Annotated in this window: 19 protein-coding genes; 11 read left to right on the top strand and 8 right to left on the bottom strand. The window is 55.3% G+C overall.

The features are described from left to right. Nucleotides 1–7: 7 nt before the first annotated feature. The 5 genes from AC13D2_RS12325 to rfaH all read right to left on the bottom strand — a co-directional run bounded on the left by AC13D2_RS12325 (nucleotide 8) and on the right by rfaH (nucleotide 6,628). Nucleotides 8–964, bottom strand: a complete 957-nt coding sequence (locus AC13D2_RS12325; protein ID WP_482938680.1) for a Wzz/FepE/Etk N-terminal domain-containing protein — start codon at nucleotides 962–964, stop codon at nucleotides 8–10. After that, complete coding sequence (locus tag AC13D2_RS12320; RefSeq protein WP_482938679.1) at nucleotides 964–3,555, bottom strand: SLBB domain-containing protein; 2,592 nt, start codon at nucleotides 3,553–3,555, stop codon at nucleotides 964–966. Before AC13D2_RS12320 ends, AC13D2_RS12325 begins: the two co-directional genes overlap by 1 nt. 16 nt (nucleotides 3,556–3,571) lie before the next feature. Then, entirely contained in the window at nucleotides 3,572–5,065 is a 1,494-nt protein-coding gene (locus AC13D2_RS12315) for a capsule assembly Wzi family protein (protein ID WP_482938678.1), read from the bottom strand. A gap of 200 nt (nucleotides 5,066–5,265) precedes the next feature. After that, nucleotides 5,266–5,973, bottom strand: a complete 708-nt coding sequence (locus tag AC13D2_RS12310; RefSeq protein WP_482938677.1) for a Wzz/FepE/Etk N-terminal domain-containing protein — start codon at nucleotides 5,971–5,973, stop codon at nucleotides 5,266–5,268. A 163-nt stretch (nucleotides 5,974–6,136) separates the two neighbouring features. Next, nucleotides 6,137–6,628: a transcription/translation regulatory transformer protein RfaH gene (gene rfaH / locus AC13D2_RS12305; RefSeq protein ID WP_482938676.1), complete on the bottom strand. Its 492-nt coding sequence runs from the start codon at nucleotides 6,626–6,628 to the stop codon at nucleotides 6,137–6,139. Between the two features lie 132 nt (nucleotides 6,629–6,760). On the opposite strand from rfaH, the gene AC13D2_RS12300 reads away from it, so the two are divergent. Both AC13D2_RS12300 and AC13D2_RS12295 read left to right on the top strand, forming a co-directional pair. Beyond that, a complete protein-coding gene (locus AC13D2_RS12300; protein WP_292047490.1) occupies nucleotides 6,761–7,189 on the top strand; it encodes a nucleotidyltransferase substrate binding protein in 429 nt (142 codons plus the stop codon). Further along, nucleotides 7,176–7,505 carry a nucleotidyltransferase domain-containing protein gene (locus AC13D2_RS12295; RefSeq protein ID WP_482938675.1) on the top strand — a complete coding sequence of 110 codons (330 nt, stop codon included), beginning with the start codon at nucleotides 7,176–7,178 and terminating at the stop codon, nucleotides 7,503–7,505. Before AC13D2_RS12300 ends, AC13D2_RS12295 begins: the two co-directional genes overlap by 14 nt. 44 nt (nucleotides 7,506–7,549) lie before the next feature. On the opposite strand, the gene cysQ is transcribed toward AC13D2_RS12295, so the two are convergent. The 3 genes from cysQ to AC13D2_RS12280 form a co-directional block, all read right to left on the bottom strand. Further along, nucleotides 7,550–8,314 (bottom strand): 3'(2'),5'-bisphosphate nucleotidase CysQ, encoded by a 765-nt coding sequence (gene cysQ / locus AC13D2_RS12290; RefSeq protein ID WP_292047486.1) that lies wholly within the window; start codon nucleotides 8,312–8,314, stop codon nucleotides 7,550–7,552. Nucleotides 8,315–8,825: 511 nt separating this feature from the next. Then, nucleotides 8,826–9,272, bottom strand: coding sequence for a pilin (locus AC13D2_RS12285; protein WP_482938674.1), 447 nt, complete (start codon nucleotides 9,270–9,272; stop codon nucleotides 8,826–8,828). 445 nt (nucleotides 9,273–9,717) lie between these two features. Continuing rightward, nucleotides 9,718–10,212, bottom strand: coding sequence for a pilin (locus AC13D2_RS12280; protein WP_482938673.1), 495 nt, complete (start codon nucleotides 10,210–10,212; stop codon nucleotides 9,718–9,720). 384 nt (nucleotides 10,213–10,596) lie between these two features. Here AC13D2_RS12280 and pilB point away from each other — a divergent pair, with 384 nt between their 5' ends. The 9 genes from pilB to AC13D2_RS12235 all read left to right on the top strand — a co-directional run bounded on the left by pilB (nucleotide 10,597) and on the right by AC13D2_RS12235 (nucleotide 21,456). Next, complete coding sequence (gene pilB, locus AC13D2_RS12275; RefSeq protein WP_482938672.1) at nucleotides 10,597–12,312, top strand: type IV-A pilus assembly ATPase PilB; 1,716 nt, start codon at nucleotides 10,597–10,599, stop codon at nucleotides 12,310–12,312. A 2-nt stretch (nucleotides 12,313–12,314) separates the two neighbouring features. Next, on the top strand, nucleotides 12,315–13,535 hold the full coding sequence (locus AC13D2_RS12270; RefSeq protein WP_292047481.1) for a type II secretion system F family protein: 1,221 nt from the start codon (nucleotides 12,315–12,317) through the stop codon (nucleotides 13,533–13,535). Between the two features lie 75 nt (nucleotides 13,536–13,610). Next, a complete protein-coding gene (locus AC13D2_RS12265; RefSeq protein WP_482938671.1) occupies nucleotides 13,611–14,486 on the top strand; it encodes a prepilin peptidase in 876 nt (291 codons plus the stop codon). Continuing rightward, nucleotides 14,487–15,089 (top strand): dephospho-CoA kinase, encoded by a 603-nt coding sequence (coaE, locus tag AC13D2_RS12260; RefSeq protein WP_292047478.1) that lies wholly within the window; start codon nucleotides 14,487–14,489, stop codon nucleotides 15,087–15,089. Between the two features lie 5 nt (nucleotides 15,090–15,094). Next, nucleotides 15,095–15,841: a tRNA (N6-threonylcarbamoyladenosine(37)-N6)-methyltransferase TrmO gene (gene tsaA / locus AC13D2_RS12255; RefSeq protein WP_482938670.1), complete on the top strand. Its 747-nt coding sequence runs from the start codon at nucleotides 15,095–15,097 to the stop codon at nucleotides 15,839–15,841. Nucleotides 15,842–15,882: 41 nt separating this feature from the next. Continuing rightward, nucleotides 15,883–18,234, top strand: coding sequence for a hybrid sensor histidine kinase/response regulator (locus AC13D2_RS12250; protein ID WP_482938669.1), 2,352 nt, complete (start codon nucleotides 15,883–15,885; stop codon nucleotides 18,232–18,234). 20 nt (nucleotides 18,235–18,254) lie between these two features. Beyond that, nucleotides 18,255–18,443 carry a DNA gyrase inhibitor YacG gene (yacG, locus tag AC13D2_RS12245; RefSeq protein ID WP_007154147.1) on the top strand — a complete coding sequence of 63 codons (189 nt, stop codon included), beginning with the start codon at nucleotides 18,255–18,257 and terminating at the stop codon, nucleotides 18,441–18,443. Nucleotides 18,444–18,544: 101 nt separating this feature from the next. After that, nucleotides 18,545–19,099 carry a YfaZ family outer membrane protein gene (locus AC13D2_RS12240; RefSeq protein WP_482938668.1) on the top strand — a complete coding sequence of 185 codons (555 nt, stop codon included), beginning with the start codon at nucleotides 18,545–18,547 and terminating at the stop codon, nucleotides 19,097–19,099. A gap of 155 nt (nucleotides 19,100–19,254) precedes the next feature. Continuing rightward, nucleotides 19,255–21,456: a hypothetical protein gene (locus tag AC13D2_RS12235; RefSeq protein WP_482938667.1), complete on the top strand. Its 2,202-nt coding sequence runs from the start codon at nucleotides 19,255–19,257 to the stop codon at nucleotides 21,454–21,456. The last annotated feature ends 33 nt before the right edge of the window (nucleotides 21,457–21,489 follow it).

Below are 21,489 nucleotides of genomic sequence, written 5' to 3'. Positions count from 1 at the left end.
TGGGTCGTTATTCGCTAATGGTACTTGGAGAACGGATGAAGGCTCGGACGAAGACAGTGAATACGCCTAGCATCCCGCCCAGCAATGTAGCGATGATGGCGATCAACGCCCTTTTAGGTTCACTTTTTTCCTGGGGGACTACGGCCGGGTCGACGGTTTTGAACACGTATTCCCGCTGCGCGTTGGCCAACATAACCGTTCGTGTTTCACTTTCTATCAGCTGATAAAAAACCTGTTGCATACCTGCGATATTGGTTTCATTCAGTTTGGCTTCCAGGTAGTTGATGCTGGCCTCTGCCTCTTCAACATCTTGGGCGCGCATGTGCTCGTTGATGTCTTTTACCAGCCATTCTGTCCACTGCCGGGCAGCGATGGGCGATAGGCTTTTCACACTGACAGTAACCATGCCGTTGTCTTTGTTTTCACTGACCTTCAGGTGGTTTTCCCTGAAGGTTTTCACAAGGTCCCAGTCGGTTGGCCGTAAACTTTCGCCGTCTTCGTCCGTACCCCATTCCCCTGTTTCGGGGTTGTAGATCTTGCGGTCGTACACCCACTCTTTCTGCCGATTATTCCATGCTTCTGTGGCCATAAGCGGTGCTTCAAGCTGGTGTCGGCGAATGAAGTCTGCCAGAAAGGCCCGTGACTGAAGCACTTCTTTGGCGATGACCGTATTGTTGGAACTGTCCTCGCCAATAGTAACTCCTGCCAAGCTGGCCAGGCTGCCAAGCTGACCACCCAGGCGCCCCCCGCTCTCCCCGTCCGCAGGCGCCAATAACGCGTTGGCCTGGTAAATATCCGGTTTGTAGAGGGCATAGGCGACACCGCATACAGCAAAAAGCAGGGTGCTCAGGATGATGATCCATTTACCCGCACACACGATCGCAAAAAGCTCGCGGAGATCAATCTCGTCATCCGGATAGTTCCTTGTCTCGGGCGGTTCCGGTATACGTTCGTATCGGGTCATTACAGGTTCCCCACAGCCGCCGCACCCAGTGCCATCTGGTAGACAATCTGGCTCACGTTACTCCAAAGCTCTAACTGATTCAGCCTGTCCACATCAATAGGTACGATAATAGTGTCGCCTGGTGCCAGTTGCTGGCTGCGCCCACCAAACCAGCGGCTTTTCTCTGGCAATATTACGGAACCGTCTGCCTTCACTACGTACACCCTTTCTTCATCCGCCTGTCGTGTGGGGCCGCCACTGCGTTCCAGGTAGTCATCCACGGTTAGGCCTTCGGTGTGCAGGTGGCTGGTGGGGAACTGGACTTCGCCAAACACACTGACGGCTTGCGGAATGGTAGGGACAGTGAGGGTGTCCCCATCCTGCAAGCGGATGGGCTGGTAGTCTCTGTTTTCCACGACCGCGGCGAGATTGATGACCATTCGGCCGAGAGGCTTGGAATCCTGCACTTCCTCCAGAAGCTCCTGTACCTGCTCGGTACGCTCTGCATTCTGGCCACCGAAGTCATTGCCTTCCAGTTGCACACCCACCAGGTCACTCTGTAGCCGCTCTTCGGCTTCACGAAGACGCTGGGCTTCCAATTGGCGGAGTTTTTCGCGTGTGAAGATGGCCCCTTTCGGGAACGCATTGGCTGTGAGGCCTCCCGCCCGTTGGAGCACTTCGCGAAGGGCTTCACCGTCGCGGATGGTGTACTCGCCTGGGTAGCGTACTTCTCCGTCCAGTTCGATGGTCCTAGCCTGGGCGAATTCAGGTATGGATTTGATCAGCAGGCGGTCCCTGCTTTGTAGCGTTACGGACGCCTCGCCTTTCATAACGGACTTCAGGTCAAGATTCTGGACGTTGGTTTCGCCGGTACCCTCTTCGTCAACGCTGAAGCGGGCCAGTTCGGCGGTGTAGAGTGACGCTGAGTCTTTTAGACCACCTGCCACGTATATCGCATCCGCCACTCGACCGGACGCGGGCAATGGATATTCCCCCGGATAACGTACCGGACCCGTCACCTGGATAGTTTGTTGGGGCGCACCCGGTTTAGCCTGGGCTTTCAGCCTTTGCAGCACCGGTGCAAATAAAGCCTCGCGGCTGAACCGGCTATAGTCCATTTCGTTATCTTCTTTGTTATCGGTGCCACTAACGTTATTTGTGTCTTTGTTTGAAGCAGAACGCTCGGCCATCGTGTCGTTCCGGTCCTGGCTTTTCGCGCTTACCTTGCCTTCATCCGCAAAAATCAGGAACTGGTCTTTCTCCTGTAGAAGAATGTCGTTCTCACCAATGGGGTTGTCCAGGGCTTGCCGCAGACGCAGGTTGATGACCGAGACGGTGTCGGTTTCCGGGTCGGTTCGTACGATGGCCGCGTAACGTTTATCGGCTTCCTGAAGCAGGTCGCTATCCAGCGAACGAATAACGGAGCTGACTCTCATGCCTGGCACCCAGGCGTAGCGGCCGGGGCGCGTTGCCGCACCTTTTACTTCGACGTACTGGCCGGTGATGTCTGAGATGGAGGCGACTTCTATGCGGTCACCGGGTTTAACGCGCGCCTGCTTCCCTTTTTGCGTAGTGAGGTTGGCTTCGGCGATGATGCGCAGGAAGTCGTCATTGTTGCGTTCAATGCGAACCAGTTGCGGGTATGCTTGAGGGGTAAGGCCACCGGCCAGGTTTACCAGTTCCTGAAGGTTTGTGTTGTTTTTCAGTTCGTAGAGTGCTGGCCGGTAGACTTCGCCATCGATACCTACACGGTCTCCTACGGGGGGAATAAAGATGACGTCGCCGGGTTGCAGGCGGCTGTCATCGGAGGTGTCGCCTGCCAGCAACAGGTCGTACAGATCCAGCTCACCAATCAGCTTTCCATCCCGCTTGTGTTGAATTTTGCGCAGGGAACCGGTGCGTTGGATGCCGCCAGACACATAGAGGGCGTTGGTCATGGTGGAGAGAGAACTGACGGTGTAAGAACCTGCGTTTCTTGCTTCCCCCAGCACAAACACCCGCATACTGCGCAGTTCTCCCAGGGAAACGCTGGCCTGCACACCGATGTACTGCTCGGAGACCCGCTTCTTAATCTGTTGCCTGGCTTGGTCGAACGTCAGGCCCGCAACGGTTTGGGGGCCGGATTGCGGAAAGCTGACGGTACCGTCCCGGGAAATGGGCAGCTCCAGTTGCTGGTTTTCCTTGCCCCAGAGCTGCACCCGCAGTACGTCACCCGGGCCCAAGGTGTAGTCGTTGGGGATGGGGATTTCCGTCACGGGCGCAAAGGTGGTCGGGCTTCCAACAAACAGATCGTACCCGAAAGGCTTCAGGCCGCCATTCTTACGATCCTGTTCTTTTTCGTTGTCCTGCTCTTGCCGGACAAGCTCCCTTTCTTCATCAGAGATGGCATCAACCGGCTCTACCACATTCACATTTTGCGGCCGTTGGCTTTGCTGGCCCGCTGAGCCGGCAATTGAATCCAGATCCACACCATATTGGCGCGCCAAGGCTTCCTGCTGGGCACGGGGCATGCTCTTGAACTGTTCAATCTGTGACTGGCTGATGGATTGGGCAGCAGCGGCAACTGGCAATACAAGCGCCAGTGACATCAGTAATTGCTTGGTCAGGTTCACTTAGTCATATCCGTTATTAGAAGCGATAGCGCCAGGCGGCACCGACAGACCATTGCTCTTTCTCGCCGCTGATGAATGCTATCTTTTTGTCGGTGGCCTGTGCTGTGAGGTCCAGCCAACCGTTGAGAAATTGTGTGCCATAACTCAGAGATACCACAGCGGCTTTCTGATCGCCGCTCGGCACATTAAAGAAAATATCGTTGTCCGTGATGACAGTCCGATTGTCGCCGTCTTTATTCAGATCAAGGTAACCTAAAGAGGCGGAGAGGTTACGGCCATCCGGGAAGAAATTGAACACGCCCAAAGTCAGGGTTTCCGCGTCGCCGTCAAACGTTGAGGCCACATTGCGGCCTTTGTAACGATACCCACTGCGGTAACGTGAATGGTCGTATGTGATATTAGGCATGGCGTTGCCGAGGAAGTCGTCGGCCAGGGTATTGTTGTATTCGACAAACCATTGCTGGTCACTACTCAGCAGTTGTGTCGTCCAGTCCGTACCCAACAGCCAGGATTTGCGGGCCGGGAAGGCACCGGCCTCGTCTTCACCCATCATCTGGCCATAAACACCCATGGCCTGATCGCCCATGGAAAAACCGTAACGGGCATCAATACTGGCCAGTTGGTTTCCGGGGTCGTTCTCTTCCAGTTGGCCATTGTCGCGGCCGATCAAGGCATTCCAGATAGTGGATGCGCCTTCCGGGCGGCCTTCACCGCCGAACATGATGGCCCTGGAAAAGCCGATGTCCAGGCCTTCAATGGGCCTTACGGTCAGGCGCATGCCAATCATCTTGGCGTCAGAAACCGCACGTTCGCTTTCCAGTTGGCCAGCGAAGGCAGTGAACTGCCAGGGGCCTATCCATGTTAGCCAACTGGTTTCCGGCTCGCTGGCGTCTTTACGGTTCAGCCATACCGCAGGCATGGGGCGGGCGTTATTAGAAAGAATCAAGCTGCTTTGCCAGCCCGGCCCCCACCAACGGTCTATGGCCCCGGCGCCAAACACCCAGTTGCCGGCGGTTGCAGCCAGGTAGGAGCCATCCAGGCGCAACGTATCGTCATCTTCGGGATTGGCGGCCAGGCCGGGCTTTAAGCCAACGGCCCAGGACTCGCCTTGCCATTGCACATTGAGGCTGGTTTCCGCCGTTTCGCGAGGGCCTGCCTGAAAACCTCTCACAAACGTCGGTTCACTGGTGGCGCCCAGCTCATATTCCGCGCGCCAACCCTCTTGGCCCTGTTCGTCCATCTCGAACTTCAAATAGGCCAGGGAGCTGCCAATGGCCGGTGCATCGCTGCCGGTTTCCCGGCTAAGGCCATTATGGACAGTGCCCATCATCACCGGCCAGGTGGACACTGTGCGGTTCAGGTGGCCTCGGTCCGCCAGTTTTTGCAGGGCGAAGCGGGCTCGGTTGTCACCGGGTTCCAGCCACGGGGCTGAGAAAGCAAAAGAGGAGAATAAAGAGGCGATTAGGCACGCTACCGCCCCACCGACCAGTGTCCAGTGTTTTGAGGTCATATACCGACAACTGCCTGAAAATCAATACAGGGAGAAACAGAACGAAGGGAACAGCCGAATCCCCGCCGGTTGATAAAGCTTCTATGTCAAAAGCGTGACGATTCTACGGCATCCCATATGACACGCAAGTGACTATAGTCCTGATATGCCCGTTGTCGGGCGTACAGGAGGTGAAGAATTGTCAAACGCTGATTCTTTGATCACTCACCAGCGACCTGACTCCTTACCAGACCAATAAACTCGGCAAAAAACGCCAAAAAAACACCTGCCATCAAACCTAACAAACTGGCCAACACAATAATAAGGCTTCCTGCCGGGCCTGTGCTTTCACCACTTTGTCGACTTATGACCAGCGCTTCGAAAGGCGCGAGCGCTTCCAAATCTGCTTCCAGGGAGAGCTGCGTTTCCACGGCCGAGGCGATGGCTTCACCGGTGTTCTGCCCTCCCTCCAAAATTTCGATGGTTGAATCCAGGGATACAATCTGCCTCTCCAGGCTGTTACGCAACGTCGACACTGCCCGCGCCTGCTGGGATTCCAGCCGCTCGACCAGTTCACGATGAGCTTCCTCCACAATCGCACCTGCGGATTCCGACGCCTCCGAAACGATGCGCACAAGGCCTGTATTTTCGGGGTTTTTTGCGGTTATACCAAACGGCAGGCTTCTGCCGTTCTCTGCATGATAGTTTGCCTGTAAGTCCGGCAACCAGAGGCTGTCCAGCTCAGCAATAATAGTGGAGGGCTCTTCGATGTACTCTCCGCTGGATTTCTCGGCCAGCTTCCCGAGAGTCACGTATTCGTATTTTTCTGGCGCAAAGATAGCGTAGGCTGCGCCAACAAACGTAACCAAAATGAACACGACGTAGAACACTCGCCGGCGCTTTAAAAACGTGGCAGCAAGGTCGACCAAGCTGATTTCATCATCGTGTTGGGGGCGTGACGCCTCCTGAAGTGGCTCTACCATTACGCAACCTTTGTTGAGAGTTTGTGACATTATGACCGTTTGCAGGACGAAAAAAAGTGAACAAACATTTCTTTCGAACTAGGGACCTACGCTGTCTAACTAGGCTTTGCTAATCCGACTTACGGGGATGAAGGATGGCTAGGGGGACTTTCACGGTCTGCTGCTTCTGCATGAAGCTGATCAGAACAACAGCCCGCTCTTCCCCGTCGTAGGCCTGAAATATGGCGCTGATGCCTTTGAAAGGGCCGTCTTCCAACTCCACAGCCTGTCCAGGTTTAATGCCGCCGAGCTCTGCGACTGCATGCAGGCTGTCGTTGATGTGCCGGATGACTTCGTCCGGGATTGTGGCCGGCTTGTTGGCAAAGCTGACGATACGCAGAATGCCACGCGTGGAACGCAGCTTGGCCCAGACGGGGTCTGCCTGTTCCAGGTTCACAAACAGGTAGCCCGGGAACAGTGGTTCCAGCTTTTTGGTGCGCTTGCCCCCCTTGATCTTTTCCACCGTGATCTTCGGATAGAAGCAGGCGATGTCCTGGTTTTGCAGATGAGTCAGGGCGCGATCGCCCTGACTGGGCTTGTGTTGTAGGGCGTACCAGGTCATTGATACCTCGTGATTGGGATACGTGGGGTCAGCCCCCAATGCATTTTGCGAGTTGAAATGGCTTGGGGTCTGACCCTCTGGTTTCCAGCCATGTTATAGTTTCCGTCAAAGCAAATCACTGGGTAACACTCCATGTCAGAGCATGATGTCCGCTGGATTCAGCGTTTCAATAACTTCAGGAAGGCCTTTCAGCAACTGGACGAAGCTGTGGCGCTGGGGCGCTCCAGAGAGCTGTCGAAACTTGAAAAGCAGGGCGTTATCCAGGCGTTTGAATATACCTATGAACTAGCCTGGAATTTGCTCAGGGACTACCTGCGCTGGCAGGGCAATGCGCAGCTTGCTGGCTCTAGGGACACCATTCGAGAAGCTTTTTCAGCGGGACTGATCGAGAAGGGCGAGACCTGGATGCAAATGCTCCTGGACCGGAATCGCACTTCCCATACTTACAACGAGGAAACCGCCGAGCAGATACTGGCAGCCATAAACGAACATTACCATCCAATGTTTGTCGCCCTGCAACAACGCATGGAGGCTGAGGTAGACAAACATGGCCGCTACTGAGCAGAGGATGGATTTTGGGCTACCTCCCCACGCGATGGCAGGCCTGCAAAGCGTGTTCCGCAACCATCCACCGATTCGTTCTGTCACACTGTACGGCTCACGAGCCAAAGGCAACTTCAGACACAACTCCGACATCGACCTGATGCTCACCGCTCCTGACATGACATGGAGCGAGTTTAACCGTGTTGAACAGGAAATAGATGATTTGCTATTACCGTGGAAGGTAGATTTGGCCCTGCTTCATCATGTTGAGAATCAGGATTTGCTGAATCATGTTGAGCGCGTGGGCATTGATATTTTTCAGAATCAGATCTGACCCCCTGCCTTAATGGCCTTTAACAGGGGCAGACTCCACGGTTCTCAATACCAATCGCCGGCGGCTACGAAGAACGGGTTCAGCACATTCTCCTTACCATACTTCAGTGGCTCTCCGTCCAGTGTTTCCACTTTGCCACCTGCCGCCGACAACACCGCGTGAGCCGCCCCGGTATCCCACTCGCAAGTCGGGCCGAGCCGGGGGTAGATATCCGCATGGCCTTCCGCGATCTTGCAGAATTTAAGGGAACTACCAGCCTGCACCAGCTCGTGGGCGCCAAGCTTTTCAATGAACGCTTTTGTTTCATCGTTCAGGTGGTTCTTGCTGGCAACAACGCGCTTGGCTTCCCCGGGCACCGCCACATTGATCCGCCGGGTACGGCCGGTGCGATCCCGCTTGAAGGCGCCCTCGCCTTTCAGGCCCCAGTAGGCTTCCTTCAGGGCTGGCGCTGTGACTACACCAAGAATGGGTTCCCCATTTTCAATGAGCGCAATGTTAACGGTGAATTCACCGGTGCGCTGGGTGAAGTCCCTGGTGCCATCAATGGGGTCAATCAACCAGAAGCGCCGCCAATGCTTGCGGTCACTCCAGGGGATTTCGGCGCCCTCTTCCGAAAGCACGGGAATATCGTGACTGAGGTTGCGCAGGCCCTCCACAATCAAGCGGTGGCTGGCGATGTCTGCCGCGGTAATCGGCGACTCATCAGCCTTAAAGTCTACTTTGAAGTCGGTCATGTAAATGCTGAGGACTTTTTCGCTGGCGGCATCTGCGATTTTTAGGACATCGGGGAGGATGGAGCTGTAGTGCATGAGGGGTAGGCTTCCTGCGTCAGGTCAATCACGTTTGGTTATTATGGGCGATAGTGGTGTAACACTTCAAAACTATTGCGGGGATGTCCTATTTGAAACTACTGGCAAGGTAACCGGGTCACACTCTCTCCTTTCGGACGCTGGTCAACTTCATGCGGAAGACGCCAAAGACGCTCTGAATCGCTACCAGCCCTTGCAGTGTCACGGGCGGGTCAAACTTGGGTGCTGTTGACAATATGCGCAGACTGCCTCCCACCCAATGCAAAATAACTGACGACAACATTGAGTTTGTCCTTGCGCTTGATTAGTCCATTCAATTTAACATCGATAGATCTTCATGCGCGAATACCTTCCAGCGTTGGGGGTTACCAATCCACGGGAATGCGTTGATGAGCCACTCACTAAGGCCTTGGCCAACGACACTATACTGAGGCGGGTGAGGAATCGGTTTGAGTGGCAGAGGGCGAAGGAGCGGGATGACTGAGCGCTCAAGGAGGTTGAAACTTGAACGCTATAAAACGCGACACCAAGTTGGCCCGTAGGCATCCCGCCAACTACTTGCTGCGCTTATATCGATTTCGCAAACCCACCTCCCAACCGGCTCCCTTACGTATCTGATGACAACTCCTGTCAAATGAGAATGAGCACTGCCCCCTAGGGTCACCTCAATACGACCAGATCCGTCAGGATTGACCGCTGCAATGTCTTTGGCCATTGCACCATCGGTTAAATTCGAGGGTACATAACCGAGATCCAAATTTTTGACCGTGCCACCACTGGCGACCTGGATCTCGAAGACCGACTTGTAGGTGCCAAGCTCACTTACGGCACGATTTACCTGTGATTTTAACAAATTACCCTGATACAACGGAATCGCAACAGCAGCTAGAAGACCTATGATTGCAACGACGATCATAGCTTCTATCAGCGTAAAGCCTGAGTTAAGTCTTCGCATCATTGGGGCGGCACCGGCGTCTACACATCATTCAACAAAAAACAGGCAAATACCCGACCAATTGTTCTCAAAAATCAGATTCGAATCGGTCCGTGAACCAAGTCTGACTTTAAGCAAGGGATTATGTTCAGCTTCGAGAATTACCTAACTGCAGACCTTCATCGGAGGCGCCAACCCAATCGACAGGCAGGGACCATCGAAACACGGAGCACTATTAACTCCGGAAAACTGTTTAGGTTTCCGCTCTCGAACGAAACCCGCCCTGTTTTTTGCTGATTCATACAGTCGCTTGAATCCTGATGATTTCGAATAATCACTGAAACATCACACCGAACTCATCATATCCCGAAGTTGCCGCAGCCTTAAACGCCAAAAGCCCGTGGCTCAAAAAACCGACGGGCTTTTGGAAATCAGGTCAGGATAAAATCTTCCCTTCACTCAAAGTGCTTTAACAGCCATTCGGCGTGTACTCAGCTGGCACGGTAGTCGTGCACGCCCAGCTTCCATTAGCCGAACGAGTCCAAGTCAATGTTGCAGGACCAGTTTGTAAAACCGCAGCCGCGTTGTTACCGAATGTCGCCGTTATGGTAGAAACATCTGTCAATGGAGCCGTAACCGTTGGTACACCCGCACCTACAAGGTCAGCAGCGGCAAGATCAGGCCCGGTATTGCCCCCATCAGCCATGAGATTTGAGGCAGTTGCACCGGGATCACACTCACCGGCGGCATTACCGACAGCCAACCGGCCGTTCAAAATACAGTCTTCAACTGCAGTTTTAAGTGAGCCAGCTTCGCCCATAACCCGATTAACCTGGGACCGCGCAATGTAATCCTGATATTGCGGAATAGCAATCGCAGCCAGAATACCAATGATCGCAATAACGATCATCAATTCGATCAGCGTGAAACCCTTCTGGGCGTGATTCATTTGAATGTTTTTCATTAGTCGACCTCTGTATTTGTCGTTAATCCACTCGATACGGCCCGGGCCCGGCGGAGTTGCACCCCGTGACCGGTATCTAGAGCCTGGATTTCTATAAGCATTGCTCATGCCAACTAGAAAGAACTAACTTAAAATCTATTGGCATCAGCATTTTATAAAAAATTGTGAAATGAATCACACTGATATGAGCCACCGAATTCTTGCCCCCGTGCGTCACTGGGTGACAATTATTGTCAGATGACGCATTCCTACGCGTCGGGCTTTCAAGGTATGGAGACCACTTCATTGAGCGCACACCTTTCCAAACCGTTGCCAGCCATCTAAACTCACCTCATCAGACCAACATCCGTTTCAGACACTTAGGCTGCGTTTTTTACACAATTTATGTCTACCAACAAAAGCAATGTGACGCTTACTGGCCTGGCGAGACGCTTCGTCGATGACGGGCTTATTGATGAATCCACCGCAAAAGATGCCTTTCTTCAAGCATCCCACAACCGCATTCCACTCATTACCTACCTGGTGCAGAACAACCTGGCGAACAGCGGGGGGCTCGCCTTTTCCGCCGCGATGGAATTTGGTGTTTCGGTTCTGGATCTTAGTGCCTTCCTGCCGGAGATGATGCCGGAGAAGGTGGTCGACGAGAAGCTGATACGCAAGCACAACGCCCTGCCCCTCTATAAGCGTGGGAACCGGCTTTTTATTGCAGTCTCCGATCCGACAAATATTCAGGCTCTGGACGAAATAAAGTTCAATACCGGTCTAAGCACCGACGCCATTCTGGTCGATGACGCCAAACTTAGAGAAGCCATTGACAAATATCTAGAGTCGCATGATACCTCAATGGGGGATCTTGACGACGCAGATCTTGAAGGCGTCGAAACCGAGGGCGGCGAGCAGGAAGAGGATGCCGTGGCCGCGACAAGCGATGTCGACGATGCCCCCATCGTAAAGTACGTGAACAAGATGCTTCTTGACGCTATTCGCGGGGGTGCTTCGGACGTTCACTTTGAACCCTATGAGAAAACCTATCGGGTTCGATACCGCACCGACGGCATATTGAAGGAAATGTCGCGCCCCTCCATCAAGCTGGCACCTAAGATATCCGCCCGGGTAAAAATCATGGCGCAGTTGGATATCTCGGAGCGCCGGGTCCCCCAGGACGGCCGGATCAAGATGAAGCTGTCGAAGACCAAGGCCATCGACTTCCGGGTCAACACTCTCCCAACACTTTGGGGAGAAAAGATCGTTCTGCGGATTCTGGACCCAAGTCAGGCCAAGCTCGGTATCGATGTTCTGGGTTATGAGGAGGAACAGAAACAACTGTACCTGGACGCCCTTGAACAGCCACAGGGGATGATACTGGTGACAGGGCCCACCGGCTCGGGCAAGACGGTTTCCCTTTATACCGGACTGAACATACTGAACACGCCCGAAAGGAACATTTCCACCGCAGAAGACCCTGCGGAAATCAACCTGGAAGGCATCAACCAGGTGAACGTCAACACCAGGGTTGGTCTCGGCTTTGCGGAAGCACTGAGGGCCTTTCTGCGCCAAGATCCGGATATCATCATGGTGGGTGAGATTCGTGACCTGGAAACGGCGAACATTGCCATCAAGGCAGCGCAAACCGGGCACCTGGTGCTTTCAACCCTGCACACCAACAGCGCTGCGGAAACGCTTACCCGCATGATGAACATGGGCGTTCCCTCGTTCAACATCGCCACGTCGGTGAGCCTGATTATCGCGCAGCGCCTGGGCCGCCGGCTTTGTAATTCGTGCAGACAACCCGCCGACATCCCCAAAGACGTGCTTTTAGCGGAGGGGTTCACACAGGTACAAATTGATACAGGGTTCACGTTGTACCGCCCCAAGGGCTGTGATAAATGCAATGGAGGATATAAAGGCCGCGTCGGGATTTACGAAGTGGTCAAGATCACCGACGAGCTGGCGAACATGATTATGGAAGAGGCCAGCTCGATTAAAATTGCAAAGCAGGCACAGGCCGAAGGCTTCCCGAATCTGCGGCAGTCTGCCCTTAAAAAAGTGATTGAGGGTGTGACCAGCCTCGAGGAAGCCAACCGCGTGACGAAGGATTAAGCATGGCAGAAAAAGCAGAGAAACTTCAGGCATTTGTCTGGGAAGGTAAAGACCGCAAGGGCAACAAAACCAAGGGCGAGGTATCTGGCACCAACCTTGCGCTGGTGAAGGCACAGTTGCGCAAGCAGGGCATTATCCCAGACAGGGTCAAGAAGAAACCCAAGCCTCTGTTTGGTGGCAGCAAGAAGATAGCAGCCTTTGATATTGCCATGCTTACCCGACAGCTCGCCACTATGATGAAGGCTGGTGTGCCACTGGTTCAGAGCTTCGATATTGTGGCTGACGGCCTTGAAAATAAGGGCCTGCAAGAATTGGTTACCAACATCCGCAATGATATTTCTTCCGGTACCAGCTTTGCAGGCGCATTGAGAAAACACCCGAAGCATTTTGACAATCTTTATTGCAACCTAGTCGACTCTGGTGAAAAAGCGGGTGCGCTGGAGCAAATGCTCGACCGCATTGCCACTTACCTTGAAAAAACAGAACTTCTCAAGAAAAAAGTTAAAAAAGCAATGACTTACCCGATTGCCGTTATCGTTGTAGCTCTCATCGTAACAGCGATTTTGTTGGTGAAAGTTGTACCCCAATTCGAGAGCCTTTTCCAAGGTTTTGGTGCAGAGCTGCCGGTGTTTACTCAGATGGTTGTCAGATTGTCTGAATGGATGCAGAGCTGGTGGTTTGTGGTGCTGCTTTCAATTGTTGGAACTATATTTACGTTTAAAGAAGCTGTTCGGCGATCGCAAAAGTTCTCTGACCTAGTTGACCGCCTAGTGCTAAAACTGCCGGTCGTTGGCGAAATACTCGATAAATCAGCCGTTGCGAAATTTGGGCGTGTTCTCTCCACTACTTTTGCAGCAGGTGTGCCACTTGTTGATGCGCTTGATTCCGTAGCGGGGGCAACCGGTAACGCGGTTTACCGTGATGCGATCCAACTTATCAAGAACGACGTTTCAAGTGGTACGCAGTTGCAAGCCTCGATGCGACAGCAAGATGTTTTCCCGGTTATGGCCGTTCAGTTGACAGCCATTGGCGAGGAATCTGGCAACCTGGATGAAATGCTGGCAAAAGTGGCTGAGCATTATGAGGCAGTGGTTGACGATATGGTGGACAACCTCACTGCTTTGATGGAGCCGATGATCATGTCTGTTCTGGGTGTACTTGTAGGCGGCTTGATCATCGCTATGTACCTGCCGATCTTCCAGATGGGCCAGGTTGTCGGCTGATACGGCCTTTCCCCTCTCCCCAAACCCTCTCCCGCACGGGGAGAGGGTTTTTGATGGCGCTAATTGAGAGTTTTAATGGTTTCCCTTGATACGTTTTTGGCCACTCCCTGGCTTCTCTATACCGCAGTTATTTTCTTTTCCCTCTGCATCGGCAGCTTCCTGAATGTGGTCATCCTTCGCCTTCCAAAGATGATGCAGCAGGACTGGCGCTGCCAGTGCGAAGAGTTCCTGGAGCTATCGGACGATCAGCGCAAGAAAGACGAGGCGATCACACTCTCCAAGCCCGCCTCCACCTGCCCTTCCTGCGGCCACAAGATCCGCGCCTGGGAAAACATCCCCGTGATCAGCTACCTGGTTCTGGGTGGCAAATGCGCTTCCTGCAAGACGGGTATTTCACCGCGATACCCGATGATCGAGGCGGTTACCGCGCTGTTTTCGGTGGTGACCATTCTGGTAATGGGGTCTTCTGAGGCTGCGTTATGGTCTTTGTTACTGGTATGGGTGTTGATCGCGCTGACGGTGATTGATTTCGACACCCAGTTATTGCCAGACAGCATGACTCTGCCCCTGATGTGGCTCGGGCTGATCCTCAACTATTTCGGCATACTGACGGAATTCAGCAGTGCGTTCTGGGGCGCGGTGGCAGGCTACCTGTCCCTGTGGTCGGTGTACTGGCTGTTCAAACTGGTCACCGGCAAGGAAGGCATGGGCCATGGCGACTTCAAGTTGTTGGCCGCGCTGGGTGCCTGGCTGGGCTGGGAATTGCTGCCGGCGGTGATTTTGTTGTCGTCTTTGGTCGGTGCCGTTGTGGGGATTAGTTTGATGGTGTTTCGCAAACACGGGCGCGAGGTGCCGATCCCGTTCGGGCCTTATCTGGCGGCGGCGGGGTTGCTGTGCCTCTGGTTTGGTGTGGAGATTCAGGCAGCCTGGTATGCCTATCTGGGGGTTTAAATGGCAGTCGTAGGCCTTACCGGCGGGATCGGCTCCGGTAAATCCACAGTGGTGCGATTGTTCGGAGCACTGGGTGTGCACTGGGTGGACGCGGACGACGTTGCCCGAGAAGTGGTCGAACCCGGCACACCGGCGCTTGAGAGGATTTCGGAACATTTTGGTCAGAAAATCCTTCTGCCAGACGGTGGCCTGGACCGTGCGGCGTTACGGCGGATCGTATTCGATGCGCCAGAGGAGCGTGCCTGGCTGGAGTCATTGTTGCACCCGGTCATCCGTGAGGAGCTGATGCGACAGCTGCACCCGGATAACTACGCCCTGCCCTATGTACTTCTGGTGTCGCCTTTGTTGCTGGAAACCGACCAGCACGAGCTGGTCGACAAAGTCGTCGTGGTGGATGTGCCAGTCGATGTGCAGATCCAGAGAACCATGGCCAGGGACACCAACGACAGAGAGCAGGTCGAGCGCATCATCGCCGCTCAGATGCCGCGCGAACAACGACTCCAGAAAGCCGATGACGTGGTGGACAACAATCTGGCTATGATTGATGTTGAGCGTCAGGTTGAACAGTTACACCAGACGTTCCTGGCAGCCTTTGGGCACTAGTGTCTGTGAGCCGACATCCTTCCCGCCCCGCCGTGGATGCCTTGACGCTGACGCCCATCGCCATTACCCGTTCCTGCTTCCGGGACAAGTTTGGTGTGCCCCGACAACCGGGGCTGACCCGTTTCGCCCATGCAGATCTGATCATCCAGTCGCCGTTTGATCGCGAGGATGCCTTCCGGGGGCTGGAGACCGCCAGCCACCTGTGGCTGACGTTCCAGTTCCATGAGGCGGTGCGGGCGGAATGGCGGCCAGTGGTTCGGCCACCCCGGCTGGGAGGCAACAAAAAGATAGGGGTGTTTGCCAGCCGGTCACCCTTCCGGCCCAACAGCCTGGGATTGTCAGTCGTGCGAAATGAAGGACTGAAACGGGATCCGGACGGTCGCCTGATTTTGCGGATTGGGGACCACGATCTTATCAACGGCACTCCGATACTGGATATCAAACCCTATCTGCCATTTGCGGATTCGGTGTCAGAAGCCACTCTGGGATGGGCGGAGTCCGCACCGACGGATCGTTTACCCGTCGTGTTCCTGGATGAGGCTGACCAACAGCTTGCGGCCTTGCCAGCGGAACAGTATCCGGATTTCCGCAGTTTGATAGAGGATGTGGTGAGCTACGACCCTCGCCCGTCGTTCCGGCGAGGCCGGGATGAAGAGCGGATTTACGGAGCGCATTTGTACGATCTGAACGTGCGCTTCCGCTTTGTCCATGATGAATCACAGGAACGTGTCGAAGTGCTAACGGTCTGTTAAACTGCAGGTCGGTTGTTTTTTCGACACAGGGAATCCGTGCCTTGCCTCCGATCCGGTTATTCAGACGAATAGGTGTACGGCCACTGGCAGCCAGGCTGCTGGTCTATGTTCTGTTGTTCAGTCTGATTCTGTCGCTGGCGGCGACCGGCGTGCAGATGATTGGCGAGCTCGAACGCAGAACAGAAGAGCTGCGCAGCACCCAGGAGCGCGCTGCGGAACTGGTCGCCGGCAGCATGAGTAACAACCTCTGGCTGATGAACTACAGTGAGGTCGTCAACAGCCTGGATGATATGCGCGCCATACCCGTCATCCAGCACGCCCGCGTGATTACTGCTGCCGGCGAGGAGTTCAATACCGGCACCTATCCGGATGGCCGGGTAATCAGTCAATCCTTTCCTCTCGTTTTTAATCGAGCGGCCTTTGATAATCCGGAAGCGATGGGCACACTCACGGTGACCTCCTCCGTTGAAACAGTCTATAACGAATTAAGGGACAGGGCACTGCTCACACTTCTGTTCCAGTCAATGATTGTGATGCTGGGCACCCTCGGGCTTCTGGTCATTGTTCGGCTCACCCTTTCCCGCCATCTGGAGGCAATTGCAGACTACGCCGCCCGGCTAAATCTGGACGCGCTGATTGAGCCGTTAAAGCTTCGGCGCAAGGGCCCAAAGCGGGGCGACGAACTGAGCGAACTGGAACAGGCGCTGAACACCATGCGCCTGCAATTGCTGGAAGACACCCGTTCCCTGCGCCAGACCTCCATCCAGTCCCAGGATGAACGGGATCAAGCGGTGCGGGCAAACCATGCAAAGAACCAGTTCCTCGCCAACGTCAGCCATGAGTTGCGAATTCCCCTGCAATCGGTACTGGGCTACGCCAATCTCCTGTCAGACACCCCTATGGATCAGGAGCAGCGGGAATATGTCCATACCCTGCTCAACGCTTCTGAGGGCTTGTCAGCCATTATCAATGACCTGCTGGACATCTCCAGCATGGAAGCCGGCAAGCTGGTGCTGGATGACCTTCCCTTTGACCTTCGCGACACCTTGAACGATCTGGTGCATATGTTGGGCGCACGGGCTCGTGAAAAGGGTCTGGCACTGGAGCTGCGAGTTGACGAAAACCTGCCCTGGGCCCTGAAAGGGGATCCGGTGCGGCTGAGGCAGATTCTGCTCAATATGACGTCCAACGCCATCAAGTTCACCGACTCCGGGCATGTGCTGATCAGCATCGAGGTATTGGGTCGGCGGGATAATAATGTGCGCCTGCGCATCGCGGTTGAAGACACCGGCGTGGGGATCAACCCGGAGGACATCCCGCTGGTGTATGAACCCTATGTTCAGCTGGGGCAACGCTTCCAGCGCCAATTGCCGGGCGCGGGGCTGGGGCTGACCATCTGCCGGCAACTGGTGCAGCTTATGGATGGCTCGCTGGATCTTGAGAGCAAGCCCGGCGAGGGCTCTACCTTCTGGATGGAGCTCAGCCTGCAGGTTGCACCGGAGAGCGCCGCCCGCGGCCGACCAAATACCAGCATGATCCGCGGGCGGCACATTCTGGTGGTGGACTCTTATGAACTGTCCCGAAAAATCACCCTGGAAATGCTTTCACGCCATGAGCTGGATATCGAAGCGGTGAAATCCGCCGGCGAGGCACTGACCTCATTGCGGCTGGCCTCGGACAACCGCGAGCCCTTTGATGCCCTGGTGCTGGACGGGTTTGTACCGGATATGGACAGTGACCTGTTGTGCCGGCAGATCCGCAGCAACCCGGAGTGGAGACACACACGGCTACTGATTCTGTCGTCCAATCCTCAGCGGGGGGACGCAGAGCATTTCCGGCAGGCCGGCGCCGATGCCTTCCTGAGCAAGTCTCTGCGGGAATCGTGCCTGACACCCATCCTGCACCAACTGTTTTCGGATTCCGTCCGTCACGAACGCCACTTCCTGACCCGGTTTTCCCTGCAAGCCGTCAGCGATAACATCCGCCGCCAGGAGCTACCCTGTGGCCGCATGAAAGTTCTGTTGGTGGAAGATAACCCGGTCAACCGCACACTTACCCGCCGACTGCTGGAAAAACTGGGCTGTGATGTGATGACGGCGAACGACGGTGAAGCCGCCTCCACCCTCTGGCAATGGCACCCCTTTGACTTGATCTTTATGGATTGTGTGATGCCCCGGCTAGATGGTTTCGAGGCCACTCGCCGCCTGCGCCAATGGGAGAAGGACCACAACCGCAACCGGATACCAGTGGTGGCGTTGACCGCAAGCGCCATGGAAAAGGATGAGGAGCGTTGCCGCGAGGCTGGTATGGATTCGTTCGTTGCCAAGCCGGTCAATATTGAAATGCTGCGGGCGGTTCTGGAACAATACTGTCAAGCCTCCGCATCCACCTGAATACCCGACACAAGGCCACCATGAACGTAGAATGCCCAACCTGTAAGAAGTCCGTGGAATGGAATGAGAACAACCCTTTTCGCCCTTTCTGTTCTGAACGCTGTAAACTGATCGATCTGGGCGCCTGGGCCAATGAGGAATACCGCGTTCCCGCAGAAAATGCATCCCCTGACGATCTGGACCAGGGCGGCGACACAACCACCCATTGATCGACCGCATTAACCCGCCCTTAACCCGTTTTAAGTTGAGCCATCGGAGCCGGACCGTTAACATTCCGGCGGTTACATTCAAACATTAAGAAGGTCGAAGAATGAAAGCGTCCCGAATTTCCTTTATCGTTCTGTCACTTGCGGCAGCACCTGTATACGCCTCCGATGTGGACCTGAGCCTGACCAACGACTCGGTCAAGGGCCAGGTCAACTTCTTCGGCACCAATTCCGACATCCAGGTAGGCACCGGCTATACCTATCACGAAGGCAGCCGCCACATCGGCAACGTGGATTTCCACGCCCAGGGCCGCACGGCCATTGGCAACCTGCCGACCACAGCGGGCATTGGTGTTCGCGCCTTTGGCTGGGACGATGATCGGCTGAACGGCGGCGCCGTGGCTCTTGGCGGCTTTGCCACCGTGAACGTGCCCAACGTACCCGGGTTGTCGTTCACCGGCGGGCTTCATTACGCGCCCAGCATCCTTTCCTTTGGCGATTCCGATGACCTCACCAGCCTTGAGCTTCGCGGCAGCTACCGCGTTATCCGCAACGCCGAGTTGTTTGCCGGTTACCGCTACCTGAATACTGACTTTGACGGTCGCGGTGACCTGAACCTGGATGAGGGCGTCATGGCCGGTATGAAGATCTTCTTCTGATCGGGCCCTGACCCTCGCGACATTACCCCGCCCGCTCCTACCAGGGCGGGGTTACTACTCCCCATTTTCGTGCCCTTCCTCACTCTTTGTGCCTTGCCAACTTGATAGACTTCTGGCTCACGCTCCGGGAACGTTTATCAGGCATGGACAACCCTATGTTTCACATAGCTGCACGGGCATTCACCGCTGTTTTCACTCTCTCCACTGTCGCACTGGTGGCCGGCTGCGACGGTAGTGGCGACGCGAACGACGACGTGGCGGGCCGGGAGAACAGCTTCCCGCCGACAAAGAATGCGATCGACGACTTCACGCCCGGCTCAACTGGTGACTCCAACAACGCGTCCGGCCTGGCAGAAGATGAAGTGCGAATCACCATGGAGGTACCGGAATCGGTTGCACCGGGCGGAGAGTTGACCCGCCGCAACCTGCGAATAGTGGAACCGGAGACCATCCGGGTTTACCAGACCGACCAGACCCTCCGCGAGCTCGCCTCTGTAGACACCCGGTCCCGCCGGGAAGACAGAGGGCGAACTGTCATCCGCTTTGAAAACGGACGACCGATAGGGCCGAATGTCGTGATCGAAGCAACTTATGGCAACAGCCGTATGCGGTCGCTGGCAGCCGATGAGGACCGGGACGTGAAAGTGAACCCGTTCTCGGAATACCTCGTGGCAAACTCGCTGGACAGCTACAGCTCCGGCGAGTTCTCCCAGATCATGGACTGCGTGAACGACGTCAATGGCTCACTGTGTTTGAACAAATACGTCTGGCCCACGCTCGCCGATCAGGTCCATGATTTTGAGATCAACATCCCCGGCAACCTGGATGTCGACGGCGCACTCGCCCTGCTTGAGGGGCGAGGAGACTTCGCCCGGTATGTCGACGCCATGGCTGACTATGCGCTTCTGGGAGAAAGCTCGTCCGGCAAGATAGAGGCAAGCTCTGCGAATTACCATTCGGTGTTCTGGGGTGTGGAACTGGGGCAGACATTCCTAGAATCCAGTATTGCCGGCTCCGGCCAATGGGGCGTGCGTATCGCCCGCGAGGAAACCACTACCGACCAGAATGGTACCGGCTATGTTTACCCGGGCATGACGTTAACCTCCCTCGACGCCTTCAATATTCGGGTTACGTCCCTGGCCAGCGATATCCCCTATGACCGTCGGGCGTTGATTCACGCCGATGGTAATGAATTCTTCGACCGCCCTGCCTGGGACCTCAATACCCATTCATCCTCTCCCGGTGCCGCGACTGTGGAGGACGACATCCGCCTGCTAGCCGGTCGGGCCCTTTACCAGAGCATCACCGGCCGTAGTAGCTCCCGGATCATCGGCTGGACCCGTAATCCGTATTTCCTGGATGCATATGTCGGCGGTGGCACCGAGCAGCCCGATCGTGTCCTTAGTGGGTATTTCAGTGCGGGGAAAGCCATTGAATTGCGTTCCGAAAACGGCGAACTGAAAAGAGAACGCACACTGGAAGATCACTACCTGTCTGTGTTTGAACTGAACTTGCTAAGGAATGAAGGATTCGAGCGGCAGAAACTGGATGGCCGCAACTACAACGTCGCGTACCTGTCCACCCGCATGGGCGATGAGAGCGAGCCTTTTGTGGTGGAATCCGGTATTGGGAACTGGCACATCAGTGGCCCAGACGTCACCCAGACCATGGCGACCACCACTCTGCGCAGGGACAATACGGGCACCGTTACCGTTTCCGTACCGGCGGACAACCCCGGCCAGCGGGACGCCAACTGGGTCATCAGTGAGCGTCAGTCGCGGGTGTATGACCCAAACAGTGGAAACCGTATCGTCAGTAACGGGCGCCTGAATCTGGACCGCGACAGTGCCTCCGGCCTGGATGAGAAACCGGACATCGCCGTCGGTGCATCAACGCCGAACGGTTCCCTGATGGCCTTCAACCTGGACACCAATGCTATTGGTGATGGAGTTCTGGTGGCCGCCGAGCAGGCCAATACCTCACCGCCCAGCCAAGGACGCTACCGCCTTCAGGGCGTGGGGCTGGGAATGGAGCAGGCCAGTAACCGGCTGATGCATTTCGATAACGCCCTGCTGGTGATTGAATCTTCTGGCAGCGCCCGTCTGGAGGGCCGAACACTCGACATTATCCATCAAGTCGATGCCGAATCCGTTTCCACTCCACAGGCACAGTCACCCGGAACGGTATCCCTGGCATACACGGCCAGCAACACCGGAACTGCAACGTTTAGTGCGGACAGCATGACGCTGGATGGCTTATTCACCCGCGATCAGGATCAGATGTTCCTGCAACTCAGGCAGACAGACGGTCAGGAAGAGGTACTCGGGTTGCTCCTGGCGACACGCCTGCCAGAATAGCCAGCAGCAAACCACCCGGGCGACGTCGGCGTA

The organism is Marinobacter sp. B-12 (assembly GCF_056857915.1).
Note: the sequence above shows the minus strand (reverse complement) of the source record. Positions and strands in the feature narration are given on the sequence as shown.